The sequence below is a fragment of the Micrococcus sp. 63XJN7_6_ISO-PGPR-S23-444 genome (genome assembly GCF_058072765.1).
Genome location: NZ_CM176516.1, coordinates 1153605 through 1169018, shown reverse-complemented (window position 1 = coordinate 1169018; position 15414 = coordinate 1153605). Strand labels below are relative to the sequence as shown.

Here is a 15414-nt window from a genome sequence, read left to right as displayed (position 1 = left end):
TCCCCGTCCCCCTGCATCGAACGATCGGAAGGACACCGTGTCCACCACCACCCCCGCGGCCCGGACCGCCCCGGCCGGACTCGCCGCCCGTCTGCCGCAGCGCCTCTCGAAGGCCACCATGGCCCTCGCCGTGGCGTCCCTGGCGTCCGAGATCGGCATCATCGTCACCGGCGGCGCCGTGCGCCTCACCGGCTCCGGCCTGGGCTGCCCCACGTGGCCCAAGTGCTCGCCCGAGTCCCTCACCAACACCCCGGAGATGGGCATCCACGGCTACATCGAATTCGGCAACCGGACGCTGACGTTCGTCCTGGTGGTCATCGCCGCCGCCATGTTCCTGTCCCTGTGGAACCTGCGCGGCACCCACCGGAGCCCCTTCTGGCTCTCCGTGGGCCTGCTGGCCGGCATTCCCGCGCAGGCCCTCGTGGGCGGCGTCGTGGTCCTGACGAATCTGAACCCGTGGTGGGTGGCCGGCCACTTCATCGTGTCCTCGATCATGGTGGCCGTGGCGACCCTGCTCGTGGTGCGCATCGCCGCCGAGCGCCGTGCCGGCCGGGCGGGGGTGCCCCTCGTGGACGGCGCCACCACCGGCCGGTCCCGTGCCGCCGCCTGGGCGGCGTTCGCGCTGACGTGGGCCGCCGTGTACCTGGGCACCGTGGTGACCGGCACGGGCCCGCACTCCGGCGACCCCGGCTCGCCGCGCCACGAGTTCGACCCGCTGCTGGTCACGCGTGCCCACGTGGTCCCGGTGTACCTGCTCCTGGCGGCCACCCTCGTCCTGTTCTTCACGGTGCGCCGCGCGGCCGGCGCCTCCCGCCTGCAGCGCGCCGCCGTGCTGCGGCTCCTGCTCGCCCTCGTGTTCCAGGCCGCCGTGGGCTACACCCAGCACTTCACGGGCCTGCCGATCGGCGTGGTCCTGCTGCACATGCTGGGCTCTGCCCTGCTCGTGGCCGCCGCGACGGAGACCTGGGACCGCCAGGTCGCCCGCTACGTCACGGCCGGGCCGGGTGTCCCGGTCGAGGCCGCCGCCCCCACGCGCACCGTCGCCGCGGGCTGACGCCCCGCGCACGCGAACGGCCCCGCACCGTCTGGTGCGGGGCCGTCGTCGTCGGCGTCCCGGGGAGCGCTGGGGGCGGACCGGCGCTCAGGCGCCGAAGTGCATCAGCGGCGCGCCCACGAACGGGTCCACGGCCAGGGCGATGAACAGCAGCGTCAGATAGGTGATGGAGAGGTGGAAGACCTTCATGGCCTTGCGGTCCTCGAAGTCCTCGCGCTGGGCCTGCACCTGCAGCACATGGGACTCCCAGATGAACCAGGCTCCGACGACGAGCGCGACCGCGGTGTACACGATGCCGGCCCAGCCCATCGGCACGAGCAGGAGGGAGCACGCCACGGTGGCCCACGCGTAGAGCACGACCTGGTTGGAGACGTGGCGCGCGGAGGCGATGGCGCCGAGCATCGGCACGTCGGCCTGTTGGTAGTCGCGCTTGTACTTCATGGACAGCGGCCAGTAGTGCGGGGGCGTCCACAGGAAGACCACGAGGAACAGCACGATGGCCGGCCACTCGACGGTCCCGCGCACGGCCGCCCAGCCGATCAGCACGGGGAAGCAGCCGGCGATGCCGCCCCACACGATGTTCTGCTCCGTGCGGCGCTTGAGCACGAGCGAGTACACGACCACGTAGAAGAAGATGGCGGCCACACCCAGGCCGGCCGCCAGCCAGTTGGCGCCGAACCCGAGGATCAGGATGGACACGACCGTCTGCACCCACGCGAACACGAGGGCCTCGCGCGGGGTGACCTCGCCGGTGACGAGCGGCCGGTTCTCGGTGCGCTTCATGACCCGGTCGATGTCGCGGTCGATGTAGCAGTTGAAGGTGCCGGAGGCGCCGGCGGCGAGCGCACCGCCGACGAGCGTGGCGATCATGGTGAGCACGTCCGGGAAGCCGCGCTGCGCGAAGATCATGGTCGGCAGCGTGGTCACCAGCAGCAGCTCGATCACCCGGGGCTTCGTCAGCTCGACGTACGCCCGGACCTTGCGGCGCAGGGGCAGCGGGGACCGGTCGACGACGCCGGGCTCGGCGGCGGCGACGCGGGCGGCGGACGGCGACTCCAGGGAGGATGACATCTGCTTCTCACGGTGAGGGGACGGTGGGCGTGCCCGTCCCGGGGTTCGGATCGGCCACTCGGGCGGTCCGCCTGCGGGCAGGCCTTGACCCAGTCTACTCGTGTCAACGGCTGTTCGCCCGGGGGCGAACCATGTCATGGGGCGCTCGGTCGGGCCCGCCCCGCCGTCGCGCGGCTAGGCTGGGACGACGGCCCCGCGCCGCGACGCCCCGGCGTCGGCCGGGGCCGCACCCCGACGCTCCCGATCCGCCAGGAGAGAACCCGTGACCGACGCCGCGCAGCCGTCCACCCCCCCGACCCTGGACCGGGTGGCCCCGGCCCGCGGGTTCGTCTACTCGGAGCAGGACCGCCGGATGGTGGACACTCTCAAGGCGCTCTCGGCGGACGCCGTGGAGAAGGCCGGGCACGGCCACCCCGGCACCGCGATCTCGCTGGCCCCCGTGGCGTGGCAGCTGTACCAGAACGTGATGCACCTGGACCCCACGGACGACCGCTGGGAGGGCCGGGACCGCTTCATCCTCTCCGCGGGCCACGCCTCGCTCATCCAGTACCTGCAGCTGTTCGCCGCGGGCGCCGGGCTCGAGATCGAGGACATCCAGGCGCTGCGCACCGAGGGATCCAGGACCCCGGGCCACCCGGAGTACGGCCACACCCACGGCGTCGAGGTGACCACGGGTCCGCTGGGCCAGGGCCTGGCGATGGGCGTCGGCTTCGCGTATGAGCAGCGCCGTGTGCGCGGGCTGATGGACCCCGACGCCGCCCCCGGCACCTCCCCGTTCGACCATCACGTGTTCGTGCTCGCCTCCGACGGGGACATCCAGGAGGGCGTCGCCGCCGAGGCCTCCTCGCTGGCCGGGCACCAGGAGCTCGGGAACCTGGTCGTCGTCTACGACGCGAACCGCATCTCGATCGAGGACGACACGGACATCGCGTTCACCGAGGACGTGGTCCGCCGCTACGAGGCCTACGGCTGGCACGTGCAGGAGGTCGACTGGACCAACGGCGCCCAGGGCCACGCCGTGACCGAGTACACGGAGGACGTGGAGGCCCTGTACGACGCCCTCGTCGCGGCCAAGGCCGAGACCGGCCGGCCCTCGCTGATCAAGCTGCGCACCGTGATCGGCTGGCCCTCCCCCACGAAGCAGAACACCGGCGGCATCCACGGCTCCAAGCTCGGCACGGACGAGGTCGCCGGCCTCAAGGAGAGCCTCGGGCTGGACCCGACCACGACCTTCGACGTCGACCCCGAGCTCCTGGCCCGCGCCCGGTCCATCGCCGAGCGCTCGGCAGAGTACCGCCGCGGCTGGGAGGCGGCGTTCCAGGCCTGGCGCGAGGCCCACCCGGAGAAGGCTCGCCTGTACGACCGACTGGCCGGACGAGAGCTGCCCGCTAGCTTCGCGGACGCGTTCCCGTCCTGGGACGCGGACGAGAAGGGCCTGGCCACGCGCGCAGCCTCCGGAGAGGTGCTCACGGCCCTCGCGCCGGTCATGCCCGAGCTCTGGGGCGGCTCGGCCGACCTCGCCGGGTCGAACAACACCACCATGAAGGGCGAGCCCTCCTTCATCCCGGCCCACCGCTCCACCGCCACCTGGCGGGGCGACGAGTACGGCCGCACCCTGCACTTCGGCGTCCGCGAGTTCGCGGCCGGGGCGATCGTCAACGGCATCACGATCGGCGGCCTGACCCGCGCGTACGTGGGCACGTTCCTGACGTTCTCCGACTACATGCGCCCCGCCGTCCGCCTGGCCGCCCTCATGGGCACCCCGAGCACGTACGTGTGGACGCACGACTCCATCGGCCTCGGCGAGGACGGCCCCACGCACCAGCCGGTGGAGCACCTGGCCGCCCTGCGGGCCATCCCCGGGCTCGACGTCGTCCGCCCGGCCGACGCCAACGAGACCGCGTGGGCGTGGCGGACGGTGCTCGAGCACCGGGACCGCCCGGCCGGGCTCGTCCTGTCCCGGCAGAGCCTGCCCGTGCTCCCCCGGGACACGGACGGCTTCGCCCCCGCCTCGGGCGTGGCCCGCGGCGCCTACGTCCTCATCGACGCCACGGATGCCGACGGCGCGCCGACGCCGGCCCGCGCGCTGCTGATCGCGACCGGCTCCGAGGTCTCCGTGGCCGTGCGGGCCCGCGCGCTGCTGCAGGCCGACGGCGTCCCGACCCGCGTCGTCTCCGCCCCCTGCCTCGAGTGGTTCGCCGAGCAGGACGAGGCCTACCGGGCCGAGGTCCTGCCCGACGGCCCCGACGCCCCGGTCCGCGTCTCCGTCGAGGCCGGCATCGCGATGCCGTGGTTCGAGCACACGGTGACGGCCTCCTCCCCGGGCGCCCGCGTGAGCCTCGAGCACTACGGCGAGTCGGCCGACGGCGCCCGCCTGATGGAGAAGTACGGATTCACTGGCGAGCACGTCGCCGAGGTGACCCGCGGCCTCCTCTGAGGCCCGGCGCCCACGGCGCCCCGAGCACGTCCACCCCGAAGGGAAGGCACCCGCAGACCATGAGCACCCCGCAGAACCCGAACACCGCCGCGCTGGCCCAGGCCGGTGTGTCGATCTGGCTCGACGACCTCTCCCGCACGCGGCTGGACGAGGGCACGCTCGAAGAGCTGATCGCCACCCGCTCGGTCACCGGCGTCACCACGAACCCGTCCATCTTCGCGGTCGCCCTCGCGGACGCGGGCGCCTACCAGGGACAGCTGCGCGAACTCGCCGCGGCCGGCGCCTCGGTGGACGAGGCCGTCGTCGCCCTGACGACCGAGGACGTGCGCCGCGCCGCCGACGTGCTCGCGCCCGTCCACGAGCGCACCGGCGGGGCGGACGGCTTCGTCTCCCTTGAGGTCGATCCGCGCCTGGCCCGCGACGCCGCCGGCACCGTGGCGCAGGCCCGCGAGCTGGCGGCGGCCGTCGACCGTCCCAACCTCATGGTGAAGATCCCCGCGACCGTGGAGGGCCTGTCCGCCATCGCGGACGTGCTCGGCGCGGGCATCAGCGTGAACGTGACCCTGATCTTCTCGCTGCCCCGCTACCGCCGGGTGCTCAACGCCTGGCTCACCGGCCTGGAGAAGGCCCGGGCGAACGGGCACGACGTCCGCCGCCTCCACTCGGTGGCCTCCTTCTTCGTCTCCCGTGTGGACACGGAGGTCGACGCGCGGCTGCGCGCGATCGGCACCCCCGAGGCCGAGGCGCTGACCGGCCGGGCCGCCGTCGCCAACGCGCGCCTGGCCTACCGAGCCTTCGAGCAGGCCCTGGACTCGGAGCGCTGGCGCCTGCTCGAGGCGGCCGGCGCCCCCGTGCAGCGGCCCCTGTGGGCCTCCACCGGCGTCAAGGACCCCGCCCTGCCGGACACGCTGTACGTCACCGAACTCGTGGCACCGCACACCGTGACCACCCTGCCGGAGAAGACCCTCGAGGCGGTCGCCGACCACGGGGTGATCGCGGCGGACACCGTCACGGGCGCCTACGCCGAGGCCGATGCCCTGCTCGACGCGGTCGGCGCGGCAGGCGTGTCCTACCAGGACGTCGTGGACGTGCTGGAGACTGAGGGCCTGGAGAAGTTCGAGGCCGCGTGGGACGAGCTGCTCGGCTCGGTCCGCTCCGGGCTCGACGCCCATCGCTGACCGCACCCGCCCCCCGACCCCGCCGCCCGCTCGCCACGCGCACGGAAGGACCCCCCATGAGCACCCTCGGCCTCACCGCCACCGGAGCCGCCCTCGAGGCGATCGACCGCCATCTGCCCGCCCTCCTCCAGGACCGCGTCGCCTCCCGCCTCGGGGCGCAGGACGCCGACCTGTGGGGGGCGCCGGCCCGCGACGAGGCCGCCAAGCGGCTCGGCTGGATCGACCTGTTCGAGGACTCCCGCGCCCTCGTCCCGCACATCGCCCAGCTGACCCGGGAGCTGCGCGCCGAGGGCGTGGACCGCGTGCTCCTGGCGGGCATGGGCGGTTCGTCCCTGGCCCCCGAGGTGATCGCGGCGACGGCCGGCGTCGAGCTCGAGGTCCTGGACTCCACGGACCCGTTCCAGGTCTCCCGTGCCCTCGAGCGCGACCTCGTGCGGACCGTGCTGGTGGTCTCCTCCAAGTCCGGCTCCACCGTGGAGACCGACTCGCAGCGCCGCGTCGTCGAGGCCGCGTTCCGCGACGCCGGGATCGACCCCCGCACCCGCCTGGTCGCCGTCACGGACCCGGGCTCGCCGCTGCACGCCGCGTGCGAGTCCGCCGGCTGGCGCGCCGTCTTCACCGCGGACCCGACCGTGGGCGGGCGCTTCTCGGCTCTCACCGCGTTCGGCCTGGTCCCCACCGGCCTGGCCGGGGTGGACGTCGCGGCCCTGCTGGACGACGCGGAGGCCGTGCTCGACCTGCTGACCGCCGACGACGAGGACAACCCGGGCCTGCAGCTCGGCGCGGCCCTGGGCGGCACGCAGCCGCTGCGCGACAAGCTCGTCTTCGCCGACCACGGGTCCGGCATCGCCGGACTGCCGGCCTGGATCGAGCAGCTGATCGCCGAGTCCACGGGCAAGGACGGCACCGGGCTGCTGCCCGTCGTCGTCGCCCCCGGCGACCCCGAGACCGTGTGGGACGCCCCCGACCTGCTGCAGGTGCAGCTCGTCGGCGAGGACGACGTCGCGGCCCCGGGCCACGGCGTGCAGGTCGCCGGCTCGCTCGGCGCCCAGCTGCTGCTGTGGGAGGTGGCCACCGCGGTGGCCGGCCGCCTGCTCGGGATCAACCCCTTCGACCAGCCGGACGTGGAGGCCGCCAAGGCCGCCGCGCGCACCCTGCTGGACGGCCCCGCCGCCGAGCGGACGGCCGACGGTGAGGTGGAGGGCGTCGAGGTCTCCGGCCCGGCGTCCGTGACCTCTGCCCCGGACCTGGCCGGCGTGCTGCGCGCCACGGCCGCGCTGGTGCCCGAGGACGGCTACCTGGCGGTCCACGCCTACCTCTCCCGTCATGACGACGCCGAGCTCGAGGAGCTGCGCGCGGACCTGGCAGAGCTGGTCGGCCGCCCGGTCACGTTCGGCTGGGGTCCGCGGTTCCTGCACTCCACCGGACAGTTCCACAAGGGCGGCCCGGCCGTCGGCGTGTTCCTCCAGATCACGGGCGACGCCGGCCTGGACCTCGAGGTGCCCGGACGCCCGTTCTCCCTGGGCAGGCTCATCGCCGCGCAGGCCGCGGGCGACGCCCGGGTGCTGGGCGATCTCGGCCGCCCCGTGGTCACCCTGCACCTGCGCCGCCGCGACGCGGGCATCGAGGCCCTGAGGAACGCCGTCCGTGGCCGGTGAGTCCCGGACCGTCCCCCGCAACCCGCTGCGCGACCCCCGTGACCGGCGCCTGACCCGCATCGCGGGTCCGTCGGCCCTCGTGCTGTTCGGCGTGACGGGCGACCTGGCGAAGAAGAAGCTCCTGCCGGCCATGTACGACCTGGCCCAGCGCGGCCTGCTGCCGCCGGCGTTCTCCCTCGTCGGCTTCGGCCGCCGCGACTGGTCCGACGAGGAGTTCGCCGACTACGTGCGTGCCGCCGTGGAGGCCTCCTCCCGAACCACCTTCGACGAGACCGTGTGGGACCAGTTCCGGGGCGGCCTGCGCTTCGTCTCCGGCGCGTTCGACGACGAGGCGGCCTATGTCCGTCTCGACGAGGTGCTCGCCGAGCTCGAGACCTCACGCGGCACGCGCGGGAACACGGCGTTCTACCTCTCCATCCCGCCGGACTGGTTCGAGGCCGTCTCCCACCACCTGGCCGACCAGGGCCTGGCCGACCGGTCCCAGCCGGCCGACGGCCCGTGGCGCCGCGTGGTCATCGAGAAGCCCTTCGGCCACGACCTGGCCAGCGCGCAGGAGCTCAACGCCGTGATCGAGCGCGTCTTCCCCTCGGACGCCGTGTTCCGCATCGACCACTACCTCGGCAAGGAGACGGTGCAGAACATCCTCGCGTTCCGGTTCGCCAACCGGATGTTCGAGCCGCTCTGGAACGCGGAGCACGTGGACCACGTCCAGATCACGATGGCCGAGGACATCGGCATCGGCGGACGGGCGAGCTACTACGACGGCGTGGGCGCGGCCCGCGACGTCATCCAGAACCACCTCCTGCAGCTGCTCGCGTTCACGGCGATGGAGGAGCCGATCTCGTTCGACGCGGACCACCTGCGCGCGGAGAAGGAGAAGGTCCTCGAAGCCGTGACCGTCCCGGACACGCCCGAGGGACTCGCGGGGGCCTCCGCCCGCGGCCAGTACACCTCCGGCTGGCAGGGCGGCGAGCAGGTCACGGGCTTCCTCGACGAGGAGGGCTTCAACCCGGCGTCCGTCACGGAGACGTACGCCGCGCTCAAGGTGGGCATCCGCACGCGCCGTTGGCAGGGCGTCCCGTTCTACCTGCGGGCCGGCAAGCGCCTCGGCCGGCGGGTGACGGAGATCGCCGTCGTCTTCAAGAAGCCCCCGCACCTGCTGTTCCCCGTCCACGACGGGGACGAGTTCGGGCAGAACGTCATCGTCATCCGGGTGCAGCCGGACGAGGGCGTCACCATCCGCTTCGCGTCCAAGGTGCCCGGCACGCAGACCGAGATCCGCGACGTCACGATGGACTTCGGCTACGGCCACGCCTTCACCGAGGACTCCCCCGAGGCGTACGAACGGCTCATCCTCGACGTACTCCTCGGGGAGCCGCCGCTGTTCCCGCGTCAGGCCGAGGTGGAGCTGTCCTGGCGGATCGTGGACCCGTTCGAGGAGCACTGGGCGAGCCTGGGCACCCAGCCCGAGCCCTACGCCCCGGGCACGTGGGGCCCGCCCTCGGCCGACGCCCTCATGGCCCGCGACGGACGAAGCTGGAGGCGCCCGTGAAGATCCGCATGCAGGACACCACCACCTCCCAGGTGGCCAAGCGCATCACGCAGCTGCGCGAGAAGAGCGGGGTCGTGACCCTCGGCCGCGTCCTCACGCTCGTGATCAGCACGGACGACGCCGGCATCGAGTCCGCCGTCCAGGCCGCCAACGCGGCCTCGTTGGAGCACCCGTGCCGCATCATCGTCCTGGCCCTGGGCGACCCTGCGGCACCCACCCGCCTGGACGCCGAGATCCGGGTCGGCGGCGACGCCGGCGCCTCCGACGTCGTGGTGCTGTGGTGCGCCGGGGAGAACGCCCACGCCGATGAGTCGCTCGTCTCCGGGCTGCTCCTGCCCGATGCGCCCATCGTCGCGTGGTGGCCCGGGGTGCCGCCCGAGGTCCCCTCGGCGACGGCGCTCGGTCGCCTGGCCCACCGCCGGATCACGGACACGGCATCGGCGTCCGCGGCCGAGCCCGCCCTGTGGGCTCTGCGCGCGGGCCACCATGAGGGCGACACCGACCTGGCCTGGACGCGCCTGACGCTGTGGCGGATCCAGGTGGCCGGGATCTTCGACACGCTCGACGTGGCCACCCTGCGCTCGGTGACGGTGGACGGGGCGCCGGACTCCCCCAGCACCATGCTGCTCGCGGCGTGGCTCACCCTGACCCTGAAGGTGCCCGTGACGATCGCGCACTCGAAGGTCGGCCACGGGATCCGTGCGGTGCGCCTGCGGTGCACGGACGGGGACGTGGTGCTCTCCCGCTCGCAGTCGCAGGTGGCCCGGCTCTATCAGCAGGGCCGGCCGGTGCAGCGCATCTCCCTGCCACGCCGGACGATCCAGGACTGCCTGGCCGAGGAGCTGCGCCGCCTGGACCCGGACGAGGTCTTCGGCGCCGTGCTCCACCAGGGCCTGCCGCGCACGGACCTCTCCCCCGTGCAGGCCTCCGAACGCTGAGGGGCCCCCGGCGCCCCACCGGTCCGGGACGCGCGAACGCCCCGCACGGATCTTCCGTGCGGGGCGTTCGCGTCGGGGCCCGGCGGGGCGGCCTCAGGACTCCATGGTCAGTCGCGGCAGGACGCCGAGCAGGGCGATCACGACACCCCAGGCGACCACGGAGCCGACGGTCAGGCGGGTGAGCAGACGCTGGGCGGAGCCCGAGGAGCTCATCGAGCTGGTCACGCCGCCGCCGAACATGTCCGAGACGCCGCCGCCGCGGCCCTTGTGCAGCAGGATGAGCAGCACGATGACCACGCTGAGCACGACCACGAGGATCTGCAGGGCCAGGGTCAGGACGTCCACGGGAGGGCTCCTCGGGTCGAGGTGCGGCCCCGGCGCGCGCCGGGGCCGTCACGGAGAATGCGGTCGGTCGGGCCGGACGGATCAGGCCTGGTCGAACCGGACGATCTTAGCAAACTCGTCCGCGTCGAGGCTGGCGCCGCCCACGAGGGCGCCGTCCACGTCCGGCTGCGCCAGCAGCGCCGGCGCGCTGGAGGACTTCACGGAGCCGCCGTAGAGGATCCGCAGTCCGGCGGCGACGTCGTCGCCGTGCAGTGCGGCCACGCGGGCGCGCAGGGCCGCGCACATCTGCTGCGCGTCCTCGGGGCCGGCGACCTCGCCCGTGCCGATCGCCCATACGGGCTCGTAGGCGACGACGACGCCGGCCACGTCCTGCGCCGACAGGCCCGCGATCGAGCCCTCCAGCTGGGCGAGCGTGTGCTCGACGTGCCGGCCGGCCTGGCGCACCTCCAGGCCCTCGCCCACGCAGATCACCGGGGTGAGGCCGTGGCGCAGGGCCGCGGCGGCCTTGCGCGCGACGAGGGCGTCGTCCTCCCCGTGGAGGGTGCGGCGCTCGGAGTGGCCCACGATCGCGTAACGGCACCCCAGCGCGGCCAGGAACGCGCCGGAGACGTCGCCCGTGTAGGCGCCGGCGTCCTCGGGCGAGAGGTCCTGCGCGCCGTAGACGAGGTCCAGGCGGTCGCCGGTGACGAGCGTCTGCACGGACCGCAGGCCCGTGAAGGGCGGGAACACCGCGACCTCCACGGCCTCCTGGTCATGGTCCGCGTCCGAGAGGAGCCACGTGAGGCGCTGCACCAGGGTGACGGCCTCGAGGTGGTCCAGGTTCATCTTCCAGTTGCCCGCGATCAGCGGCACGCGCGTGGTCTGCTCCGCCATGCTCACGCCCGCCCCTCGCCGGCCAGGGCGGTGACGCCCGGCAGCTCCTTGCCCTCGAGGTATTCGAGGGAGGCGCCGCCACCGGTGGAGATGTGGCCGAACGCGTCGTCGGCGAAGCCGAGCGTGCGCACGGCCGCCGCGGAGTCGCCGCCGCCGACCACCGACAGGCCGCCGGCCGCGGAGGCCTCGGTGAGGGCCTGGGCCACCGCCCGGGTGCCCTCCGCGAAGGCCGGGAACTCGAACACGCCCATGGGGCCGTTCCAGAACACGGTCTGGGCGCCGCGGATCTGCTCGGCGAACGCCCGGGCCGTCTCGGGGCCGATGTCCAAGCCCATGGCGGACGCGCCGTGCGCGCCCGAGGTGAGGGCGTCCGCGGCCAGGACCTCGTGCTCGGCGTCGGCCGCGAAGCCGGAGGCCATCACGATGTCCGTGGGGAGCACGATGCGGGCGGCCCCGGCCTCGGAGCGGCGCAGGTATTCGCGAACGGTGTCGAGCTGGTCCTCCTCGAGCAGGGAGGCGCCCACCTCGTGGCCCTGCGCCTTGAGGAAGGTGAAGAGCATGCCGCCGCCGATCAGCAGCATGTCGGCCTTGTCCAGCAGGTTGTCGATCACGGCCAGCTTGTCCGAGACCTTCGACCCGCCCAGCACGACGACGTAGGGCCGCTCCGGGGACTCGGTCAGGCGGGTGAGCACCTCGAGCTCGGCGGCGACCAGCGGGCCCTGGTAGGCCGGCAGCTGCGCCGCGACGTCGAACACGGAGGCGTGCTTGCGGTGGACCGCGCCGAACGCGTCGCCCACGTAGGCACCGTCCGCGCCGGCCAGGGCAGCCATCTCCCCGGCGAGTGCGGCGCGCTCGGCATCGTCCTTGGAGGTCTCGCGGGCGTCGAAGCGCACGTTCTCCAGCAGCAGCACCTGGCCGTCCTGCAGGGCGGCGGCGTGGGCGCGCGCGTCGTCCCCGGTCACGTCTGCGGCCAGGGCGACGTCGGCGCCCAGCAGCTCGGCCATGCGCGCGGCGACCGGACGGAGGGAGTACGCGGGGTCGGGCTCACCCTTGGGGCGGCCCAGATGGGCCATGACGATCACGCGGGCCCCGGCCTCCGCCAGGTCCCGGATCGCGGGCAGCGAGGCACGGATGCGGCCGTCGTCGGTGACGGTGTCCCCGTCCAGCGGGACGTTCAGGTCGGACCGGATGAGCACGGTGCGGCCGGCGACGCCGGCCTCGAGCAGATCGGTGAGGGTCGGTGCGGGCATGATGCCTCCTGGGGTGCCGGAGCGGGGTCGGTTCACGGTGCAGTCTAGGCGGACGGCCCGGGCCGACGGAGGAACCGTCGGCCCGGGCCGTCGGGCGCCGTGCGGGCTCAGAGCTTCGAGCCGATGAGGTCTGCGAAGTCCATGAGCTGGGAGGTGTAGCCGTACTCGTTGTCGTACCAGCCGATGATCTTCACGGTCTGGCCGATGGACTTGGTCAGCGGGGCGTCGAAGGTGCACGCCGCCGGGGAGGTGATGATGTCCGAGGACACGATCGGGTCCTCCGAGTAGACCAGGCGGCCCTGCAGCGGACCGGACTCCGCGGCCTTCTTGAACGCCGCGTTGATCTCCTCGACCTCCACGTGGCGCGTCAGCTCCACGGTCAGGTCGGTGGCCGAGCCGGTGATGGTGGGCACCCGCATGGCGAAGCCGTCGAGCTTGCCCTTCAGCTCCGGGATGACCTCGCCGATGGCCTTGGCCGCGCCCGTGGAGGTGGGCACCATGTTCTGGGCGGCGGCGCGCGCCCGACGGCGATCCTTCTTGTGCACGTTGTCGTGCAGGTTCTGGTCGCCGGTGTACGCGTGGATCGTGGTCATGATGCCGTCCACGATGCCGAACTCGTCGTTGAGGACCTTCGCCATCGGGGCCAGGCAGTTCGTGGTGCACGAGGCGTTCGAGACGATGTGCATCGACTCCGCGTCGTAGGTGTGCTCGTTCACACCCATCACGAAGGTGCCGTCGACCTCCTTGGCGGGAGCGGAGATGAGGACCTTCTTGGCCCCGGCGTCGAGGTGGGCCTGCGCCTTGGGGCCGGTCGTGAAGATGCCGGTGCACTCGATGACCAGGTCCACGCCGAGCTCACCCCACGGCAGCTTCGTCGGGTCGGCCTCCTGGAAGAACGCGACGTCGCGGCCGTCGATGCGGAACCCCTTCTCGGTCCGCTCCAGCTCGCCCGGGTAGCGGCCCAGGATGGTGTCGTACTTGGTGAGCCAGAACAGGTCCTCGGGGTCGGCGAGGTCGTTCACGGCGACCAGCTCGAGGCCCTCGTGGCCGCGGTCCCTGAGCACGCGCACGATGTTGCGTCCGATGCGGCCGTAGCCGTTGATGGCGATCTTGGTCATGGTGGTCTCTCTCGTTAGTTCGCGTTGCGTGGTCCCCGTGGCGGTGGGTCCGGGGCGGTACGGTCGAGCGGTCGCGCCCGGTCCGGGCGCGCGGTGGGGACAGGGCCGGAGCGCCGAGCCCCTCCCCGCATCGGGGCGCTGACGTCGTGGGGCCACGACATCAGCGCCCCGGTGCGCGGTGTGGATCAGGCCGGGAGGATCAGGCCGGAGGCGCCGGCGCGGGCGGCCTCGAAGCGGGCCTGCACGTCGGCCCAGTTCACGATGTTCCAGATCGCCTTGACGTAGTCCGCCTTGACGTTCTGGTAGTCGAGGTAGAAGGCGTGCTCCCACATGTCCAGCTGGAACAGCGGGATGGTGGCGACCGGCACGCCGTTCTGCTGGTCGTAGAACTGCTCGATCACCAGGTTGCCGCCGATGGGCTCGTAGGCCAGCACGGCCCAGCCGGAGCCCTGGATGCCGAGGGCGGCGGCGGTGAAGTGGGCCTGGAACTGGTCGAACGAGCCGAAGTACTCGTCGATGGCGGCGGCCAGCTCGCCGGTCGGCTTGTCGCCGCCCTCCGGCGAGAGGTTCTTCCAGAAGATCGAGTGGTTCGTGTGCCCGCCCAGGTTGAAGGCGAGGTCCTTCGACAGCTGGTTCACGGAGCCGAAGTCGCCGGCCTCACGCGCGGCGGCCAGCTTCTCCAGGGCGGTGTTCGCGCCCTTGACGTACGTGGCGTGGTGCTTGGAGTGGTGCAGCTCCATGATGCGGGCCGAGATGTGCGGCTCCAGCGCGGCGTAGTCGTAGTCCAGCTCCGGAAGGGTGTATTCGGTCATGCTTCCTCCTTGGTCAGGCGAGGCTGCGGGCAGGACGCCCTCGGCCTCCACCTCGGGCAACCTCGCGTCTCGGCGGCGTATTCCGTCCGTCTCCATTGTGATCGGGGGCGGAGCGCCGGGGCCAGATCCCGTCGACGGTGATCCCGCGCTCAGCCCTCGGAGGCCGCGTCCGTCCCGGGGATGCCCCGCTCGGCGGCCCGCTTGTCCGCCATGGCCAGCAGCCGGCGGATGCGCCCGGCGACGGCGTCCTTGGTCATCGGCGGGTCCGCGAGGCGGCCGAGCTCGTCGAGGGAGGCCTGCTTGTGCTCGAGGCGCAGCCGTCCCGCGTAGCGAAGGTGGTCGGGCACCTCGTCCCCGAGGATCTCGAGGGCCCGCTCCACCTTCGCCCCGGCCGTGACAGCGGCCTGGGCGGAACGGCGCAGGTTGGCGTCGTCGAAGTTCGCGAGGCGGTTGGCGGTGGCCCGGACCTCTTTGCGCTCGCGCCGCTCGCGCCAGAGGGTCGCGGTCTGCTCCGCGCCGACGGCGGCGAGCAGCGTGGCGATCGCCTCGCCGTCGCGGACCACGACGCGGTCCGACTGACGCACCTCGCGTGCCTTCGCCGCCACGCGGAGCCGACGCGCGGCCCCCACCAGCGCGAGCGCGGCCTCCGGGCCCGGCGTGGTCACCTCGAGGGCCGCCGAGCGGCCGGGCTCGGTGAGGGAGCCGTGGGCCAGCAGGGCCCCGCGCCACACGGCGGCGGTGGCCGCCGTCGTCCCGCTGACGAGGACCGGCGCGAGGCCACGCACGGGCCGTCCCCGCTGGTCGATGAGCCCGGTCTGCCGGGCGAGGTCCTCTCCCCCGCGCACGACCCGGAGCACGTACCGCTGACCACGGCGCAGGTTGCCGCCGGAGACCACCACGATCTCCGGGGCCAGGCCGTACAGGTCGGTGATGGCGGCGCGCAGGCGGCGCACGCTGGCGCCGTGGTCCAGCTCCGCCTCCACGACGACGCGGCCGGCCACGAGGTGCAACCCCCCGGCGAACCGCAGCATCGCCGCGGTCTCCGCCCGCCGCTCCGGGGTCGCGGCGACCGGCACACGGGCCAGCTCCTCCTTGAGGGTCATGGTCAGCGCCATGCTCGTGCTCCTT

13 protein-coding genes are annotated in these 15414 nt (G+C 73.3%); 6 read left to right on the top strand and 7 right to left on the bottom strand.

Going from position 1 to position 15414, the window contains the following annotated elements; translation table 11 throughout:
* The first annotated feature begins 37 nt into the window (after nucleotides 1-37).
* The gene (locus AC3RJ9_RS05415) at nucleotides 38-1054 is read left to right on the top strand and encodes a COX15/CtaA family protein (protein ID WP_036338548.1); all 1017 of its coding nucleotides are present in this window, start codon (nucleotides 38-40) and stop codon (nucleotides 1052-1054) included.
* A gap of 87 nt (nucleotides 1055-1141) precedes the next feature.
* Here the strand turns inward: AC3RJ9_RS05415 and AC3RJ9_RS05410 are convergent, their stop codons facing one another.
* On the bottom strand, nucleotides 1142-2125 hold the full coding sequence (locus AC3RJ9_RS05410) for a heme o synthase (protein ID WP_060973634.1): 984 nt from the start codon (nucleotides 2123-2125) through the stop codon (nucleotides 1142-1144).
* A 262-nt stretch (nucleotides 2126-2387) separates the two neighbouring features.
* Here AC3RJ9_RS05410 and tkt point away from each other — a divergent pair, with 262 nt between their 5' ends.
* Genes tkt through AC3RJ9_RS05385 form a run of 5 tightly spaced genes read left to right on the top strand, consistent with a single transcriptional unit; the run spans nucleotide 2388 to nucleotide 9888 of the window.
* Entirely contained in the window at nucleotides 2388-4562 is a 2175-nt protein-coding gene (tkt, locus tag AC3RJ9_RS05405; RefSeq protein WP_206495726.1) for a transketolase, read from the top strand.
* Nucleotides 4563-4621: 59 nt separating this feature from the next.
* A complete protein-coding gene (tal, locus tag AC3RJ9_RS05400) occupies nucleotides 4622-5740 on the top strand; it encodes a transaldolase (protein ID WP_036338557.1) in 1119 nt (372 codons plus the stop codon).
* Between the two features lie 56 nt (nucleotides 5741-5796).
* Nucleotides 5797-7398 carry a glucose-6-phosphate isomerase gene (locus AC3RJ9_RS05395; RefSeq protein WP_206495725.1) on the top strand — a complete coding sequence of 534 codons (1602 nt, stop codon included), beginning with the start codon at nucleotides 5797-5799 and terminating at the stop codon, nucleotides 7396-7398.
* Nucleotides 7388-8950 carry a glucose-6-phosphate dehydrogenase gene (gene zwf, locus AC3RJ9_RS05390; protein ID WP_044658946.1) on the top strand — a complete coding sequence of 521 codons (1563 nt, stop codon included), beginning with the start codon at nucleotides 7388-7390 and terminating at the stop codon, nucleotides 8948-8950. The genes AC3RJ9_RS05395 and zwf overlap by 11 nt, the downstream gene beginning before the upstream one ends.
* The gene (locus AC3RJ9_RS05385; RefSeq protein ID WP_044658947.1) at nucleotides 8947-9888 is read left to right on the top strand and encodes a glucose-6-phosphate dehydrogenase assembly protein OpcA; all 942 of its coding nucleotides are present in this window, start codon (nucleotides 8947-8949) and stop codon (nucleotides 9886-9888) included. Before zwf ends, AC3RJ9_RS05385 begins: the two co-directional genes overlap by 4 nt.
* Nucleotides 9889-9981: 93 nt before the next feature.
* Here AC3RJ9_RS05385 and secG read toward each other — a convergent pair whose 3' ends face one another.
* The 6 genes from secG to whiA all read right to left on the bottom strand — a co-directional run bounded on the left by secG (nucleotide 9982) and on the right by whiA (nucleotide 15401).
* Nucleotides 9982-10233 carry a preprotein translocase subunit SecG gene (gene secG / locus AC3RJ9_RS05380; RefSeq protein WP_036315286.1) on the bottom strand — a complete coding sequence of 84 codons (252 nt, stop codon included), beginning with the start codon at nucleotides 10231-10233 and terminating at the stop codon, nucleotides 9982-9984.
* Between the two features lie 81 nt (nucleotides 10234-10314).
* Nucleotides 10315-11106: a triose-phosphate isomerase gene (gene tpiA, locus AC3RJ9_RS05375; protein ID WP_010078716.1), complete on the bottom strand. Its 792-nt coding sequence runs from the start codon at nucleotides 11104-11106 to the stop codon at nucleotides 10315-10317.
* Nucleotides 11107-11108: 2 nt separating this feature from the next.
* Nucleotides 11109-12356: a phosphoglycerate kinase gene (locus AC3RJ9_RS05370; RefSeq protein ID WP_159833133.1), complete on the bottom strand. Its 1248-nt coding sequence runs from the start codon at nucleotides 12354-12356 to the stop codon at nucleotides 11109-11111.
* Nucleotides 12357-12463: 107 nt separating this feature from the next.
* Nucleotides 12464-13474, bottom strand: a complete 1011-nt coding sequence (gene gap, locus AC3RJ9_RS05365; protein WP_044658949.1) for a type I glyceraldehyde-3-phosphate dehydrogenase — start codon at nucleotides 13472-13474, stop codon at nucleotides 12464-12466.
* 185 nt (nucleotides 13475-13659) lie between these two features.
* On the bottom strand, nucleotides 13660-14286 hold the full coding sequence (locus tag AC3RJ9_RS05360) for a superoxide dismutase (protein ID WP_036315296.1): 627 nt from the start codon (nucleotides 14284-14286) through the stop codon (nucleotides 13660-13662).
* Between the two features lie 149 nt (nucleotides 14287-14435).
* Entirely contained in the window at nucleotides 14436-15401 is a 966-nt protein-coding gene (gene whiA / locus AC3RJ9_RS05355) for a DNA-binding protein WhiA (RefSeq protein WP_123243856.1), read from the bottom strand.
* Nucleotides 15402-15414 lie beyond the last annotated feature (13 nt).